5 protein-coding genes and 1 pseudogene are annotated in these 16,449 nt (G+C 69.4%); 4 read left to right on the top strand and 2 right to left on the bottom strand.

Going from position 1 to position 16,449, the window contains the following annotated elements; translation table 11 throughout:
* Nucleotides 1–539 precede the first annotated feature (539 nt).
* Both ABT247_RS22665 and ABT247_RS22660 read left to right on the top strand, forming a co-directional pair.
* Complete coding sequence (locus ABT247_RS22665; RefSeq protein ID WP_350744922.1) at nucleotides 540–2,021, top strand: integrase catalytic domain-containing protein; 1,482 nt, start codon at nucleotides 540–542, stop codon at nucleotides 2,019–2,021.
* A 75-nt stretch (nucleotides 2,022–2,096) separates the two neighbouring features.
* Nucleotides 2,097–2,720: a hypothetical protein gene (locus tag ABT247_RS22660; RefSeq protein ID WP_350744920.1), complete on the top strand. Its 624-nt coding sequence runs from the start codon at nucleotides 2,097–2,099 to the stop codon at nucleotides 2,718–2,720.
* 63 nt (nucleotides 2,721–2,783) lie between these two features.
* Here the strand turns inward: ABT247_RS22660 and ABT247_RS22655 are convergent, their stop codons facing one another.
* Complete coding sequence (locus tag ABT247_RS22655) at nucleotides 2,784–13,790, bottom strand: LamG-like jellyroll fold domain-containing protein (protein ID WP_350744918.1); 11,007 nt, start codon at nucleotides 13,788–13,790, stop codon at nucleotides 2,784–2,786.
* Between the two features lie 231 nt (nucleotides 13,791–14,021).
* Nucleotides 14,022–14,561 carry a type 1 periplasmic-binding domain-containing protein gene (locus ABT247_RS22650; RefSeq protein WP_350744916.1) on the bottom strand — a complete coding sequence of 180 codons (540 nt, stop codon included), beginning with the start codon at nucleotides 14,559–14,561 and terminating at the stop codon, nucleotides 14,022–14,024.
* Nucleotides 14,562–14,863: 302 nt separating this feature from the next.
* On the opposite strand from ABT247_RS22650, the gene ABT247_RS22645 reads away from it, so the two are divergent.
* Together ABT247_RS22645 and ABT247_RS33655 are read left to right on the top strand one after the other, a co-directional pair.
* Nucleotides 14,864–15,613: a hypothetical protein gene (locus tag ABT247_RS22645; RefSeq protein ID WP_350744914.1), complete on the top strand. Its 750-nt coding sequence runs from the start codon at nucleotides 14,864–14,866 to the stop codon at nucleotides 15,611–15,613.
* Nucleotides 15,614–16,143: 530 nt separating this feature from the next.
* A pseudogene (locus ABT247_RS33655) lies at nucleotides 16,144–16,320 on the top strand (glycoside hydrolase domain-containing protein); the annotation flags it as partial.
* Nucleotides 16,321–16,449 lie beyond the last annotated feature (129 nt).

Here is a 16,449-nt window from a genome sequence, read left to right as displayed (position 1 = left end):
AGCATGGAACAGATCTACCCCACCCACGATGAACTTCCGCCCACCGCATGACCGTTGGCATGCGACCGCTCCACCACATCAAGGGACACGACCACGCCCGGTCAGGGTGCCACGGAGGCCAGGGGTGTGAGCAACGCTATTTCCCTCCAGGCCGAGGCAAGGGTGACCGCCACCAGGACTCCAGCTCTGCCGGGTCACCAGCTCCGCACCAGTGAGGGCCACCCGCCCGTCTCGCTAGTCCTCGTGCAGACCCCAGGGGAGTAGACCGTGGCGTGCTGACGAGACGCGCCCGGCGGTGTCCCAGGGACAGCTGCAACGAGCCACGTCGTGCTGCTGAACGATGCCGTCGTCCTCACCCCCCGGCTCCGGCTGCCGAAGGCCCCGGCTTTCGGATGCGCTGCTCCCGCTGAAAGACGGCGCCTGAGGTGGTTCCGTCCATCGTGTGGTGCTGGTCGGCGTGTCGGGATGAGCGGTCGGTCCGCGGACAGTCTCGCTTCCGTCGGACGACAGCATCGTTTCAGCGGACCGGAGGTGGCGTGATGTCGGAACTGGCCAACCAGCCTTCGTCACCCAATCCGCGGCAGTCAGGACCGGCCGTCGTGTTGGGGCGTGAGGGATCGGTGGCCCGGTTGATGGATCGGGACAGCCGGGGTGAGTTGACGACCGCTCACGTGCGGTTGTTCGCCTCGGCGATGGGGGTGACGGAGCGGGCGGTCTGGTACTGGCTGGCCGCCGCCCGCACGGAAGGACGGCTCTCGTCCCGCCCGCGCGAGCGTACGGCGATCACCCTGGAGGTCCGGCGTCTGTTGGCTTTCTGGGGCGGGAACACCGCCGCGGTTCACCGCGAGCTTTCCGCCCAAGCCGTCGGCGATCCCACGGTCGTTGCGCCGTCGCTGCGGGCCCTGCGGCGGGCGGTGCGCAGGGAGTTGTCGGTGGGGGAGCGGGCGGGTCTGTGCGGCGGGGAAGCAGCGCGGCGGGCGCATGACGTGTTCGGGAAGCGGCCGGTGTTGTGGAGGAACGCGTGCTGGGAGGGTGACCACAAGCACGTGCCGGTGCAGGTCGATGTCGAGGGCGAGTTGGCGTGTCCGTGGATCACGTGGTTCATCGACTGCGCCACCACGTACATCCTCGGCCTGGCCGTCACACCGCACGCCTCGTCGAGAGAGGCGGTGCTGGCCGCGCTGCGTACCTCGATCACCCGCACCGAACCGTTCGGCCCCGTCGGCGGCCTTCCTGCCCAGGTACGCGTCGACCGGGGCAAGGAGTTCCTGTGTGCCACGGTGACCGCCGCGCTCGGCGCCTTCGCCGTCCCCGTCCATGACCTGCCCGCCTACAGCCCGCACCTCAAGGGCACGGTCGAGGCGCTGAACGACGCGGTCGAGGAGATGTTCCTCGTCTCCCTGCCGCGCTACACCCATTGCCAAAGGCTCACCGGAGGCCGGAGCGCCGATCCGGACGCGCCGCCGCTGACGTTTGCCGCGTTCGTCGCGCTCCTCCTGGACTGGGTGCGCTGGTGGAACACCGAGCACCACCCGGCCGCCCCGGACGGCCTGACCTCCCTCGAAGCGTGGAACGCCGACCCGACGCCGCTGCGCGACGTCCCGCCCGAGCATCTCGCGTTCTTCGCCTTGGAGGACGACGGCCGTACCCGCACGATCACGACGAACGGCATCTCCTGGCGAGGCCGCCCGTACATCGCCCCGTGGATGGTCGGCACCGTCCATCTGGACTGGATCTGGCGCACCTTTCTGCGCAGGTCCGACCTTGAGCACACCTTCCGCCTGCTCAAGGGCGCCCTCGGCTGGACGGCGCCGCACTTCCGTGCAACCTGCCCGCCCTGGGAACGCCCGCTGCCAGAGCGAAGTCGACCTCGGCCCGGGTCCGCCGAGGTTCCGCAACATCCGCGTGAAGATCCTCACTCCGGCCCGCGTGCCGAAACCCTCTCGGCCCGGGCCCGGGACGGCCTCCGGGTTCGAGGAACCGCAAGCCGGCGCCTCGCCGCGACGTGGGCAAAACCGTAAACGCGAACCCACGCTCGGCCCACCTCGCCGCGCGAGGTTAAAGATCAAGCTTACGGTCTGTGCGATCATTGGCCCATGATAGATCCTGCCAGCATTGAACTGCCCCGGTTTCTGGCCGCATGGTTTGGGCCTCCGGCGGCAGACGAAAAACCCCTGCCCGAGAGCTGCGACTGGCTTCCCAGGGCGTTGCGTGAATGGCATGAGCTTGTCTCGAAATGGGATGTAGATCTTTCCTTCGTCACGAGAATGACTCCGCCCGATAACATCAAGGTCTCCGATGGCAAGGCGATCTTTATGTCGGATTGCGGCGGGGAATGGTACTGGAGCTTTGATCCGGCTATGCCGGATCGCGTTTTCAATGCAGAGTTCGACGAGCCATGGGAGTCGAATTCCGAGTCCATGGCAGAGTTCCTGAAGCACCGAACCGTGATGGAGGTGCTCTTCGGAGCGGACACCAGGATGCGGGCATCCCTGGTTCCCGACGAGCTCGTGCAGGGCATCCTCGGCTCTGCGGAAGAAGTGGATTTCGGTGCTTGGCAGTGGCCGGTGCCCGGATATCGGATCTTCATGCGCGGCGATGTCCTCGCACAGATCATTCGGTGTGAAGATGGCCCTGGGTGGGACGTGGACATTGCAGCCCCGAAGGCTGAGGCTCTGTCCGGGCTCAGGGAGATGGCCAACGTGAAGTGGCTTGGGTAGCCTGCTTCGGGACAGAGTGAGGCCGGGCCCGCGCTGAGCGGGTCCGGCCTCATTTCCTCTTTACTAGTTTCCGACAAAGGGTTTCGGTCGTTGGATCACACCGTTGATGTCCTTGTATATGACGTTTAGCGTATGCCCCGTCGGGAGCATGTCCTCAAGCCATTTGGAACAGGTGCTGCAGACCCTCCGATCCTCAGCCGCCACCGACTCGTCGAAATGAATGAAGAGGGTGGCACTCTTCATCTCCGCATCCTGGTGCATCATCGCCGCGACCTGGGATTCCAGGTGGTGCGCAAACCCCATCTGGGTGCCGGGCGCACGCTGCGCTGCCAGGGGGTGGATGTTCCTGCTGCCCGAGGAGAGCGGACTCGGGAACCATCCGCGCCCTTCGACGTGAAGGGCCCCGGTGGCCTTGCCGGGCTTGGCGAACGCGCTTGCCGCGCGCTCGGCTGCTGCCAGTCCGGCTTCCTCGCAGGCCGGTCCGCCGATGTTGTGAACCAGGACCGCTGTGGCCCCGGCCTCCACGAAGTAGGTGTGGAGGTCGCCGATGGTGAGGTCGTAGGTGGTGGTGTCGGCGTGGTAGAGGCGGACGTCGGTGACCTGGGCGGTGCCGGTCGGCGTCTGGAGGACGTCGCCGGGGCGGAGATCCTTGGCGTCGACGAAGGCGGCCTGGGTCTGGTTGTAGAAGGGGTGGTGGAAGGTGGTGTGGATGGTGCCACCGTCGGCACTGACGGCCGGGTCGTTGGTGTCACCCGTGGTGTCACCAGCGGTGCTGGTGGTCGAGGCGGCGTAGGCGACCGGGGCGGTCGTGTCGGCCGGCTGGTGGTTGACGCCGATCAGGGTGGCGGCAGCGAGGGAAGCTGCCAGGGCGAGGCCGGCGCGCTGCCAGATCCTCTTGCCCAGCGGGATCCCGTCCTGCTTGGCCTGGTCGGTCTGCTTGGCCTGGGCGGCCTCGGTGGTGCGGGTCGGGTTGGTGTGCTCCTCGGTGATCCCGGTACGGGTCGGTTTGACGGTGACGTCGGCGAAGTCATGGTCGGTGGTGGTGACGATGACGTTGGTGACGGTGTGGGTCTGCGTCCCGTTCTGGTCGGGGACGGCGTTGGTGATCTGGTCGCCGATCTTGATCTGGTCGATCCGCTTGCTGGTGCCGTCGGCCATCAGGACCGGCGTGGCGCCCGTGAAGCTGTGGGGCACGGGGCAGCTGCCTCCGGCTTCCGACTCGGACCTGGCCGCCCTGGCCCCGGCCTGACGGCTCGCCGCCTGGGTGGCGTCCTCGGCTGCGACGTCCGCGGCTTCGGTGGCGCCCTTGCCGAACAGACCGCCCACGGCTTCCATCGCCTTGGGGGCGACCTTGCCGATGATCGCGCCGCCGAGCTTGCCGAGGGCCCCGCCGACGGCGCCTTCAGCGGCACCCTCGAGTGCCGACTTGCCGAACGCGCCGGCGCTGCAGGCCGAGCCGCCCTTCTGGGCGCACTGGAAGCCCTGGGTGACCAGGCTTCCTGCCGCTCCCGCGGCCGCGGCGCAGCCGATGGAGCCGACGCCGCCGGTCAGGGCCTCGCAGCCGGCGAACACGGCGGTGGAGACCACGAACGAAGTGATCGCGGCGGCGTGGTGCTTGACGAAGGTCGCCGCGGTCTTCGCCGCGTGGACCGTCGCCTTGTACGCGGTGCGCGCGGCCTTGTAGGCCACGCCCGCAGCCTTGTGGGCGACCTGGACGACGCGCTTGGCAGCGGCCTTGGCCGCGTGGTAGGCGTGTTTCACGACCCGGACTGTTGCGTGGTAGACGCGTCTGACTGTTCGTACGGCCCAGTGGTGGACGCGTTGCACGTAGTGGTACGTCCGGTGGTAGGCGTCCTTGACGTGGTGGTAGGCCGACCGCGCCGTGCTGACCACGGCCTGCCCGACGTACGTTGCCGCGGACTCGACCTTGTTGGCGACCCAGTGGGCCCCTTCGTCGAGCTTGTCCGCGACGTAGGAGGCGCCGCTCTCGACCTTGTCGGCCACCCAGTGGGCGCCGCTGTCGACCGCGCTGACCACCTTGTTGGCGATCTTGCAGGCCGAATCCGGCAGGTACCACGGGCAGTGGCCGGACGGGTCGCCCGCAGAGAGCGGGTTGTCGGCGACGTAGGCGAACGGGTTCGCCGCCGCCGAGTTCGGCACCGGGTTGGTCGAGACGGTGTCCTTGTTGAGGAACACGCCCGTGCGCGGGTTGTACCAGCGCGAGGCGGTGCCCACCAGGTTGGTGGAGCTCTCCGTCCAACCGGACTGGAAGCCCAGGTGCCCGGGCAGGCCGCTGTTGGCCGTGACGGCGCCCAGCGGGTCGTAGGTGGCGGAGGTCGTCAGGGCGGTGCCGGTCGGCGCGAAGGTGCCCACCACGTCGTTGTGCTGGTCGAGCACGGCCAGCTGGCCGGTCGCGGTCGACGTGGCCCCGGCGGTATTCAGCCCGATGAGCCCGTTTCCTGTGTCGTAGGTGTAGGTGTAGTCGCCGTCGGAGGCGACGATGTTGCCCGCACCGGAGTACGAGAACGTGCGCGTCGTGGCGCCGCTGGTGGTGTCGGTGATGTTCCGTCCGGCCGCGTCGTGGGTGTACGACTGCGTGCCGGCCACCACCTGCTGCCCGTAGGCGTCCGAGGCCAGCGTGGTGCTGCCTGCGGCGGTGATGTCGTGGGTCATCGTGCCGCGTGCCGAGTACGTGTACGTGTGCACGCCGTCCGAGGTCAGCTGGTCACGTGCGTCGTAGGTGAACACGTTGGAGCCGGCCTGGATGCGGTTGCCCGAGGCGTCGTACGCATAGGCGGTGTTGGTGGTGCCGTTGTTCCACGACGTGAGGCGGTTTGCCCAGTCGTAGCCGTAGGTGTTGTTGGACGCTCCCGTGACTCCGGTGGTGTTCTTGCTGGTCAGGTTGCCGTTGTTGTCGTAGCCGTAGGCGATGGAGGCGAGGGTCGTCGTCCCCTTGGCCAGGGTGTCCGAGGTCAGGCGGTGCAGGGCGTCGTAGCCGTAGGTGCGCACGTTGCCGAGCGAGCCGTAGGTGATCGACGAGACCTGGTTGAGCTTGTTGTAGCCGTAGGTCAGCTGCGTTCCGGTGGTCGGGTCGTTCACCGACTGCAGGCGTCCGGCCGTGTCGTAGCCGTAGCCGGTGGTGCCGGCGGCGTCGGTGCGGGAGGTCAGCTGCCCCGCGCCGTTGTAGGCGAACGAGGACGAGCCGCCCGAACCGGAGGCCGTCAGCAGCGCCCCGCGGTCGTTGTAGGTGAACGTCTCTCTGGTGGCCGCCTGGTAGTCCGGGCTGCCCAGGGTGCCGGCACTGGAGGTGGCGGCGGTCAGGATCTGGCCCGCGTTGTCGTAGGTGAACGAGCGGGTCGCGGTCGCCGCCTCGGCGCCCGTGCCCGTGGAGGTGAGCAGGTTGTCGACCTTGTCGTAGCCGAAGGACACCGACACCCCGCCCGGAAGTGTCTGGGAGGCGGTGCGGCCGTTGGCGTCGTACGCGTAGGTCGTGGTGGTGGTGTCGGCCGAGTTGTATATGCCGGTGCCGGGCTCCTGGACCGTGGCCAGCTGGCCACGGGAGGTGTACGCGTAGTACCAGGAGTTGCCCCGGCCGTCGGTGTACCGGGTGCGCTGGCCCGCCGCGTTGTAGCCGAACGACGTGGTGATCGAGGAGGTCGCCGAGACCGGCTGGATCTCCTGCGTCACCATGTTGCTCGCGTCGTACGTCAGTTGCGTGGTGTGGCCGTTGGCGTCGGTGAACGAGGTCGCGTTGCCGTTGCCGTCGTAGACCGAGGAGATCTGCGTCAGCAGATTGTTGTTGGCGTCGTACTCCTTGTGGGACGCGGCCAGGTTGGCGGCGGTGTAGGTGGTCTGGCCGTAGGTGCCGTCGGCCGCCGTCGTCCTGTACGGACGACCCACGAAGTCGTAGGCGACCGTTGTGGTGTTGTTCGCCCCGTCCGTGACCTGGGTCTGCTCGCCGACCCGGTTGTAGCCGTAGGTCGTGGTCACGTTGGTCTCGCTCGTCTCGGAGGAGACGAACGCGCCGTAGGGGTTGCCGGGCGTGACCGCGTAGGACCTGGTGCTGGTGAGCGTCTGGTTGGTCGGGTAGCGCTCCAGCTTCGTCGAGGTGACGTGACGGCCCATCCAGTCGTACGTGGCCTGGGTGACCGCGCCGTTGCCGTCGGTCACCGACAGCTTCTCGCCGTTGGTGTCGTAGACGGCATGGGTGGTGCTGCCGTCCGGCGAGGTGACCTGGGCGACGTCGCCGAGCTGCGTGTACGTGTACCGGACGCTTTCTCCGCCTGGGCGGGTCGTGGACAGCACGTTGCCGTCGGCGTCGTATGTCCAGGTGCTCTGGCCGTTGACCGGGCTGCTGGAGCCGGGGGCCGTGTAGACGGGCAGTGTCTCGGAGACCTTCTGCCCGTTGGCGTCGTAGGCGAGGGTGGTCTCGTTCCCGTTCGGGTCGAGCTCCTCCACGGCCTCACCGAAGGTGTTGAAGCCGCTGGTGGTCACCGGACGGGCGGTCACCGCGGTGCCGCCGACCGCCTCGACGGACACGGCCGGGGCCGTGGTCACCGCGAGGTTGCCCGCCTCGTCGTACGAGAACTGGGTGGTGTTGGAGTTGGGGTCGGTGACGGAGGTCGGCAGGCCCCGCTTGTCGTACGTCCACTTCGTGGTCTGGGTGTTGGACGAGCCGACGGAACCGCCGTTCTGGCCGTTGGTGTAGAGCGTCTGGGCCTCGGCGGCGCTGATGGCCCGCTGGTAGACCTGGACGTTCGCGACCTGGCCCGTGTCCTTGTCGAACGTGCCGTTGTTGGGCGTCTTGGAGGCCCCGATGGTCAGCCCGCCGGTGCCCGTCCACGGACTCGGGTTGTTCCCCGTCGCCCCCAGGGCGCCGTTGACGTACAGGCTCATCGTGCCGTTGGACGCGTCGAACGTGGCGACCAGGTGGGTCCACGTGTTGAGCGCGGCCGAGGACGTGTGGGCCGAGTAGTAGGCGGTCGGGTTCGTCGCGTCCGAGCTGTTCGCGATGAATGTCCAGCCGCCGAACGCCTTGGAGTACTGCAGGTAGAAGGACGGGACGTTGGTGCCGCCCTGGGTGACGAAGGAGTGGTAGGCCGTGTTGTCGGTCAGGTTGACCCAGGCCGACACGGTGTACGAGGACGTGGTGTTGAGCACCGGGCCGTTGGTGGAGATCGTTCCGCCGGAGCCGTCGAAGCCGGCGGCCCCGCCCGACCAGGTGACGTTGCCCGAGACGGACGCGGTGTTCCCGTTGCCCGACTGGTCGGTGACCGTCGTGCCCGAGCTCTGGTTCAGCTGCCACCAGCCGGCCGGGTGGCCGGAGGCGTCCCCGTGCAGGGTCTCGGTGAGCGGGCGGCCCATCGGGTCGTAGGTCTTGCTGATGGTGCGGTCCGCGCCGGAGGAGTCGGTCTGGCGCGTGGTGGCGACCAGGTCGTCCGGTGTGTAGGAGACCTGGGTGACGCGGTTGACGCCGGTCGGGTCCACGGTCGTGCTCGCCACCCGGGAGGCGGCGTCGACCTGGTACTGGGTGACGGTGGCGCCGTTGCCGGTGGTCTTCTGGATGAGGTTCCCGGCGGCGTCGTAGGTGTTGGACTCCAGCTGGAAGGAGCTCTGTCCGGTCGGGTCCTTCCTGGTGACGGTGGCCGGCAGGCCGTTGTCGGTGTAGGTGTAGGAGGTGGTGTTGCCCATCGAGTCCGTGATCGACGCCAGCCGGCCGGCCGGGTCGTAGGCGCGTGAGGACTCCACCAGGTTGGTCGCGGCGGACGGCGCGACCGGGTCGCCCGTGTAGCCGTTGAGGGTCTTCGACAGCAGGTGGCCGTTGGCGTCGTACTGGAAGGTGGTCGTGGTCCCGGTCGGGCCGACCTCCTTCACCATCTCGCCCATGCCGTCGAAGCTGTACGTCGTCGTGCCGCCGTTGGTCGCCCCGGGCACGCTGCCGTTGGCGTCGGTGCGCGACTGGACGTGGTTGTACGCGTCGTAGACCGTGGTCTGCGTGCGCGGGGAGTCACCGCCGGTGGTGTCCGCGACCGTCTGCGAGGTGACGTTGCCGTCGTAGTCGAAGACGGTGGAGACCTGCGCGGTGTGGATGGCGCCGGTGACGCGGTCGGTGATGGGGGGGTTGGTCTCCTGCGTCACCTCGCCGTCGCCGTCGTAGACGTACGAGGTGGCCAGACCGTTCGGGTAGGTGTCCGAGACGACGGTCTTGGTCAGCACCCGGCCCAGTGGGTCGTAGGTGTACTTGGTGACGAGGCCCGTCGGGTCGGTGGTGGAGGCCACGTCGCCGTTGTGGAAGTACGCGACCTGGTTGACCGCCCCACCGGGTGAGGTCGTCGACACCGGCAGGCCCTTGGGCACGGTGCCGCTGTCCGCCGCCGGGAAGGTGGCGGTGCCGTCCGAGAACACCGTGGTGGTGGTGCGCCCGTTCGGGGAGCCCGGTACGGCGGCGGTGGTGACACCGGTGCGGTTGCCCGCGGCGTCGAGGGTGTAGGAGGTCAGGTAGGTGTTGTCGGTGGCCGAGGCCGAACGGCCGTCGCGCGAGGTGAGCATGACGTCGTTGCGGGCGTCCGCCGTGGTCAGCTGGGCGCTCGTGTCGTCCGGGAAGTACGTGAAGTACTGCGTCGAGCACGTGTTGGACTGCTGGTTCTGGCAGTTGGTGACGGAGACCGTGTTGCCGCGCGGGTCGTGGCCGGTGCGGCTCATGACGCCGTTCGGGTCGACGGTCGTGCTCTGGAACCCGCTGGTGTCGTAGCCGTAGCTGACCGTGCTGCCCACGCCGTCGGTGTGGGACAGGGTGCGGTTGCCGTTGACGACGTCGTACCGGGTGGTCTCCGTGGCGTTCACCGGGTCGGTGACCACCACGGACTTCACCGGCAGCAGACCGGTGGAGTTCTTGCCCGCCGCGAAGTGGTTCGCGTCCTCCTGCGCGGAGAGCGCGGAGTTGTAGAACGCGACCTCGGCGATCGAGCCGGGGAAGTAGCCGTTCGCGTTGCTCGGCGCGCTGTTCCACTGCGACGCGTAGCCCGCGCCGACGTAGACGTAGTTCGACGGGCTCGGCTGGAAGGTGCCGGTCGAGCTGCCGGCCGACTGGCCGTCCAGGTACAGGGTCAGCGTGGTCGGGCTTCCGCTGAGCAGCACGTGGTGCCACTTGCCGTCGTTCACCGGGGCGCCGCTGGTGATCTGGGGCAGGCCCCAGAACGCGCCGCGCAGTTTGCCGTCGGTGCCCACGTACAGGGACGGGACCCAGGAACTCTGCGACCCCCCGAGGGGGTTGGTCGCGTAGTCGAAGAGGGTGCCACCGGCGGTGTTGCCCGCCGGCATGTTGAACCACATCTCGACGGAGTTGGGCCCGCTGTTCAGGTGCTCCGTGTTGGGCAGCAGGATGTAGGACGAGGTGCCGTTGAAGGTCGCCGCGGTGTTGTCCGAGAACGGCCCGGCGGTCCCGAGGGTGACGCCGTTGTAGGTGGCCGTGCCGCCGCGGACCTCGTCGGTGGCCGCGGACGCTCCGGCCGCGTCGCCCAGGCGCCAGTACCCGGCCGGGGCGCTGCCCAGGACGGAACCGCGGTACGTCTGCGAGGAGCCGGTCACGGTCGGGGCGGCGATCTTCCAGGGGCCGCCGTTCTCGTCGGTGACCTTGGTGACCGTGGTGGTCGCCGGGTCGTACTCGATGGTGTTGAACACCTTGCCCGACGGACGCTTGATGCTGCTCAGCAGGCTCGCGGGGTGGGCGGCGTACTGGTAGAGCGCGTTGACGTCGGCCGACACCAGCGGGCGGTTGTACCAGGCCACGTTCGCGATCTGGCCGTTGAAGTAGCTGACCGTGCCGTTGCCCGTGTTGGGCTGGTCCGGCCAGCTGCCGCCGAGGAACCCGGCGCCGATGTAGTCGTAGGGCTGGTTCGCGCCGAAGGCCACCGCGCTCTGGATGGAGACGGTGCCCGACAGGGTGCCGACCTGGTTGTTGTCCAGGAACAGCGACTGCGTGTTGCCGGCCGCCGACAGGACGACGTGGTGCCACTTGCCGTCCGTGACCGGCGCGCTGCTGGTGATCGGGGCGGCGCCGCCGCTGTACCAGAACTCGGCGTTCAGCTTGCCGTCCGAGCCGACGTAGATCGACGGCGTGTAGTAGCCCGACGCGCTCCCGGCGGTGATCGGCGTGGAGGCGTACGAGTACAGCACACCCGGACCGGTGGAGGTCTTGAACCACAGCGACAGCGCGCCGGAGTTCGCCGCGTTGCCGGTGTTCTGGGGCAGCGCCATGTAGGAGGACGTGCCGTTGAACCCGGCCACCGTCGCGGTGGAGCCCGCCAGCTGACCGCCGGCCTGGCCGAGGGTCACGTTGGTGTACGAGGCGTTGCCGTTGGCCTGGTTGGCGATGACGGCGTCGGCGGCCGTGGTGGCACCGGCGGCTTCCGACATCGGCCAGTAGTTCTGCGGCCCCAGGTCCATGATCGCGTTCTGGTACTGCGATCCGGAGGTGTAGTCGTAGGCGGCGCAGTGCGTCGCGTCGGAGGGCCGGCACACCGCGGTGAGCTGGTCACCGGTGTACTTGTAGGTCCACGTCAGCGGGCCGGGGCTGCCGAGCGAGTCGGTGGAGACCGTGGCCACGTGCGCCGCGCTCGCCCCCGACGGACTCGCCCAGGTCAGGTGCAGGGCGCGCCCGGAGACCTGGGAGGTCATGTCGGTGATCTGGTTGTTCGCCCAGGTGTAGGTGATGGAGCGGTTGTTGGCGTCGGTGATCGCGGTGACGCCGTAGCCGCCCGAGCCCAGCGACTGGGTGAAGGTGTAGACGTTGCTGTTCTTGTCGGTGAGCGAGTACCCGCCCGTGACCGGCTTGAAGGTGGCGAAGCGCCCCGACGGCGGGCTGAAGGTGCCGTCGCCGTTCTTGCCGAATCCGACCTGCGCGCCGTTGGGGTAGGTGACGACCACGCCGGTCACCTGGCCCGCGGCGTTGTACTGCTCGGTGGCGCGGGAGTCGAAGACGCTCGACCACCCGGCGCCGAACGCGCCGGTGTAGCGCGGGTCGCGGGAGTTGTAGTCGCGCACCACCGACAGCGGCGGACCGGCGGTGGAGACGTCGGCGTCGGTGTCGGAGGTGGTGTAGTTGCCGATCGACGCGTCGAAGCCGTGCTCGCTGCTGTTCTGCGACAGCCCCGAGGTGATCAGCGGCTGCGGCACCTGGATGTTCAGCGCGTACAGGCCGTTGGACGGCGACCAGATCCCGGCGTCGTAGGACTGCACCTGCCAGTAGTAGGTCTTGCCCCAGGACAGCTTGCCCGCGGGCACCACCCAGTCACCGGCCGCGATCTGGCCGGAGTCGGCGATCTTGGTGTTGGTGTTGTCGTAGACGGTGAAGTCGTACTTCAGCGTGCTGCTGGCGCCCGTCGAGTTCGCCCCCGCCGACCAGGCGGTCAGCTCCGGGGTGGTCGTGTAGGCGACGGCGTTGTTGCTCGGGTACTGCGAGTACACCTGGGGACCGGAGTTGCCGGTGTACGTCACCTGCATGTACGGGCCCTTGTTCGGGTCCATGAAGGAGCCGAACTTCTTCCAGTGCAGGGCGTCGTTGGTCGCGGCGTACACGGCCAGGCCGTAGTCCGGCGTCGTGCCGTTCATCCAGCCCTGCAGGGCCGAGGTGGACAGCGGCACCGACACCCAGTCACCGACCGCCGGGTTGGCGGTGGTGTTGGTGCAGGCGTTGGTCAGCGTCGGCGAGGCGTTGCCGATCGAGGCACCGAAGCTCGGTCCGGGGTAGTTCTGGACCTGGCTCGGCGTCCACGGCTGGGTGACCAGCGCGACGTCGAAGCGCTGCGGCGAGGCACAGGTCGAGGCCCAGGTCTCGAACAGCTTCAGCGTGGCCGAGGTGACCGTGACGCCGGAGCCGTCCCAGCTCTGGTACCAGTGGTTGATGAAGCTGTTCGCCTTGTTGGTGCCGCTGTCGTACGAGCCGATCTTGATGAACTGCTCGTACGAGTGGTCGGTGTTGTTGCCGCTCTGGGCGTACGCGGTCGTCCAGCCGTCGGTCACGGTCGGGTCGACGGTGATCGGGAACTGGCGGTCCTTGCTGCGCAGCCAGGACTCGTCCAGGGTGACCTTCAGCGCGGTGCCGCCGCTCGCGGACTTGACCAGCTCGTAGCGCACGGCGTTGGTGCTGGCCGCGTCGCCCGAGCGCGGGTCGACCTTGGAGTCGTAGGCGTAGGCCGGCGGGATCTGCTCGACCGTCTTGCCCGCGGCGTCCGTCAGGTTGATCGAGCCGTCCTGCTGCTGGTGCGGCGCCAGGCCCTCCAGGTTCAGCGGGAAGGTCCAGCTGTTCCCGGCCTTCGCCGAGTGCAGGACGATCGACTCCTTCAGACCGGTCGGCGTGGTGGTCAGCACCAGGTCGGTCTCGGGCAGCACGCCCGGGTAGCTGACGTCCGAGCCGTTCGCCGTGCCCGTGACCGGGGCCGCGCCCTCCAGCGCGTAGCTGAGCGCGTGGCCGCCGGTGGTGCGCAGGGCTGCCAGCGAGGCGTCGGCGGCCTTCGGCGCGAAGTCCACCGCGAGGGAGTTGGCCGCCTCGTGCCAGCGGCCGTCGCCCGCACCGTTCTTCAGGCTGGTGTCGACCTTCTGCCAGTTGCCGGAGGCATCCTGGTAGTTGATCGGGGTCTGGGAGATGTTCCGGGTGACGGAACCGTCGGCGTTGTCGAACGCGTCGGACGTCTTGCTGGACTTCGCCGCGTTCCGCTTGCTGCTGCGCGCGTCGAACCCGGTCTGCGTCGCGCTCGCCCCCTGGGCGGGCTTGCGCTGGTAGGGGGCGTAGTCGTCCAGCTCGGAGGGGGACTTGCCCGGGGCGTGGCCCTGGCCGCCGCCGGCGCGGGTCTCGTCCGTGGTGGCCCGGTGGCCGCGCCCGGCCGCCGTCCCCGAGTGCTGACGGGGAGTCGGGCCGAAGCCCGGTCTGCCCGGCTCGTCCGAGAACCAGTCCTTGACCTGGTCCCAGGACAGACGCAAGGCCGGGAATCCGCGCTCGGCGGCCCCGGCCGTGGATATGCCTCCGATGGAGGAGAGCGTCGCGATCAGCACGACCGCGAGCAGTCTGATCAATGGTCGGAAGCGGTGCCGCTTCCGGAATACGGTGAACCGGCGAACCGGCTTCCACGCGCGCATGAAGACCCCAAAAGTCTCGGTCGGTGACCGGCTGTCAATGAGAAACCATGCGGAGTGGATCACGATTGTCGACTGGCGGTCAAGCGCGGGTCAGGCCTCTGACCTGGGGATTCGTGGACGATCGACAGGGAATCAGGGAACGGGCACCGCCGCGTTGCGCAGCGTTCGTCAGCCCTTGGTGAGCTGCTCGAGTTCCGAGGCGACCTGCGCGCGCGCCTCGGTCGGGTTCGTCACGGTCAGGGTCTTGGTGTTGCCACCCGCGGGGGCGGAGGTGGTCGGGGTGCTGCCTTGGCTGCCCTGGAGGAGCAGGAACTGGACCTTGGGGAACGAGTGCGCCTCCTGCACCGCGGCCTGGACCCCGGTGTCACCGGCCACGACCACCGTCTGACAGCCGCTCACCGCCAGCGACGCGAGGTACGGGCCGGCGTTGCCCGGGGTGTCCTCACCGGCGGCCGCGAGGTAGCGGACCTGGACGTGCGTCCTGGCCGACGCATCCTGGAGACCGGCCCACGCCTGCGCCGACTGCGCGTCCGCCAGCCCGCTCGCCGGAGTCAGCAGGCAGGCCTGCGTGGGCTTGTACTCCCGCGCCCGCACCGGGATCTTGGGCTTCTCCTCGTCCTCCGGCCACAGGGCCACGACCCCGGCCACCACGATGGCGACCAGCACCACGACCCCGCCCCACACCATGCCACGTCCGTACCGGCGCATTGCCCGTCCCTTTCCGCCATCGGTCGAGCCGACGCCGAACCGCACCGGTCGTCAGCCGTGGCAGCATAGGCGCATGTGCGCGACAAGTCGCAGCCCAGCCCCTGGCCGGACGTGAACGGGGGCCCGCGTTGGTCGCCGCGCTGATCAGGCGATATCGTCGCCCGGCCGAGTGCACAGTCCCTCGCCGAAGCGCCGCCGAACACCACTGGCGCATCGCCGGGGGCGCCGCCGAAACCAGCGCCGAACCAGCGCCGAACCAGCGCCGAAACCAGCGCCGAACCAGCGCCGAACAGGAGCCAGACGTGATACCGCCAAGACGACTCCGGGTGTTCACGGCGGTCCTGGCCCTCCTCCTGGTCGGCTACGCCGCCACCGCCACCGCCGTCTGGCAGAGCCGCTCGTGGCACGAGGACGGCCCGCTCGCGTACACGGCGCCGGCCCTCCCCGGCACGGGCGCAGCCGAGACCGCCTGCCGGGCCCGGCCCGACGACCTGGACATCGCCGGCGAGGCCGCCACCGTCAAGATCGTCGGCGGCCCGGTGGACGGCGCGCCGTACCTCGCCTGCTACGGCCAGGACGGCACCGGAGACGTCACGGGCGTCGTGGTGCTGGCAGCACCCCAGCTGACCCCGGTCACCGACCATCAGATCCTGAAGGACGGCGGCGCCTGGCACTGGGTCGCCCTGGTCGACTCCCCGGCTGAGCTCGTCCTCGCCGGTCTCCTCGTGGCGCTGCTCGCGGTCGCGTTCCACCGCTACCACCGCCGGCACCGCAGCGCCCGGCGGGGGGACACGATCCTGGCCCTGACCGGCATCGGCCTGCTCGTGATCTGGGCACTGCCCGGAGGCACCCGCTCGCTCAAGGCCCACCTGGCGCTGCGGACGGTGCTCGTCTGGACGGCCGTTGCCGTCGCCGTCCTCGACCTCGCCGTCTTGGACGCCCGGGACGGCGTCGGCCTCACCGTCGCCGGCTTCCTCACCGCAACGCTGCTCTTCGGCGAGCTCGGCGGCCGGCGCCTGGCCCGCTTCGACGCCACCTCCCGTCCCGCGTGACAGCACTTCCCCCCTTCCCTCCCGACGCCACCTCCCGAGGACGGTACGTGTCCCACCAGCGCAAGCCCAGCGCCACCACCCGCCGCAACAAGGCCATCGCGTTCAGCGCCGCAGGCGTGATCCTGGCCGCGGGCGCGACAACGCTCGCCGTCACCGCACTGGCGGGGAACTCCTCACCCGGCGCCGGCAGCACGGCCCCCGCGGCCGCCCGTGACAGCGTCCCGACCGCCGCCGCCGTCGGCGCCACGTCGCCCAGCAGCCCCAGCGCCTCCGGTTCCCCGAGCGCCTCGCCGTCCGCCTCACCCACGCCGACCAAGTCGGCGCTGACCTCGGCGTCCTCCTCCCCGTCGGCCTCCTCCTCCCGGTCGGCCTCCTCCTCCCCGTCGGCGTCCTCCGCCGCGTCCCCTTCCGCACCGGGCGCTCCCGGTCAGGCCGCAGCCCCGGTCAACAACGTCCCCGCCCCCGCCCGCGGACCGGCCGTCTTCACCGGCAAGGCCTTCGACACCTGCACCGCGCCGTCCGCAACCACCATGCAGGCGTGGCACGGCACTTCGCCCTACGGCGCGGCCGCCGTCTACATCGGCGGCCAGAACCGAGGCTGCTCCCAGCCCAACCTGACCTCCTCCTGGGTCCGCACCGTCCACGCCGCCGGCTGGCAGCTCATCCCGCTCTACGTCGGCGCGCAGCCGCCCTGCCAGACCTCCAACAACCCCGAGCGCATCACCGCCGCGAACGCCGCCACCCTCGGCCGGAGCACGTCAACCTCGGCCTGGCCATTGACCTGGTCAAGCCCAACGGCGACCGCCAGCTCGTCGTCGCGGCCATCAAGAAGGCCG

It is taken from the genome of Kitasatospora sp. NPDC001539 (assembly GCF_040298565.1).
Lineage (GTDB): Bacteria > Actinomycetota > Actinomycetes > Streptomycetales > Streptomycetaceae > Kitasatospora.
Note: the sequence above shows the minus strand (reverse complement) of the source record. Positions and strands in the feature narration are given on the sequence as shown.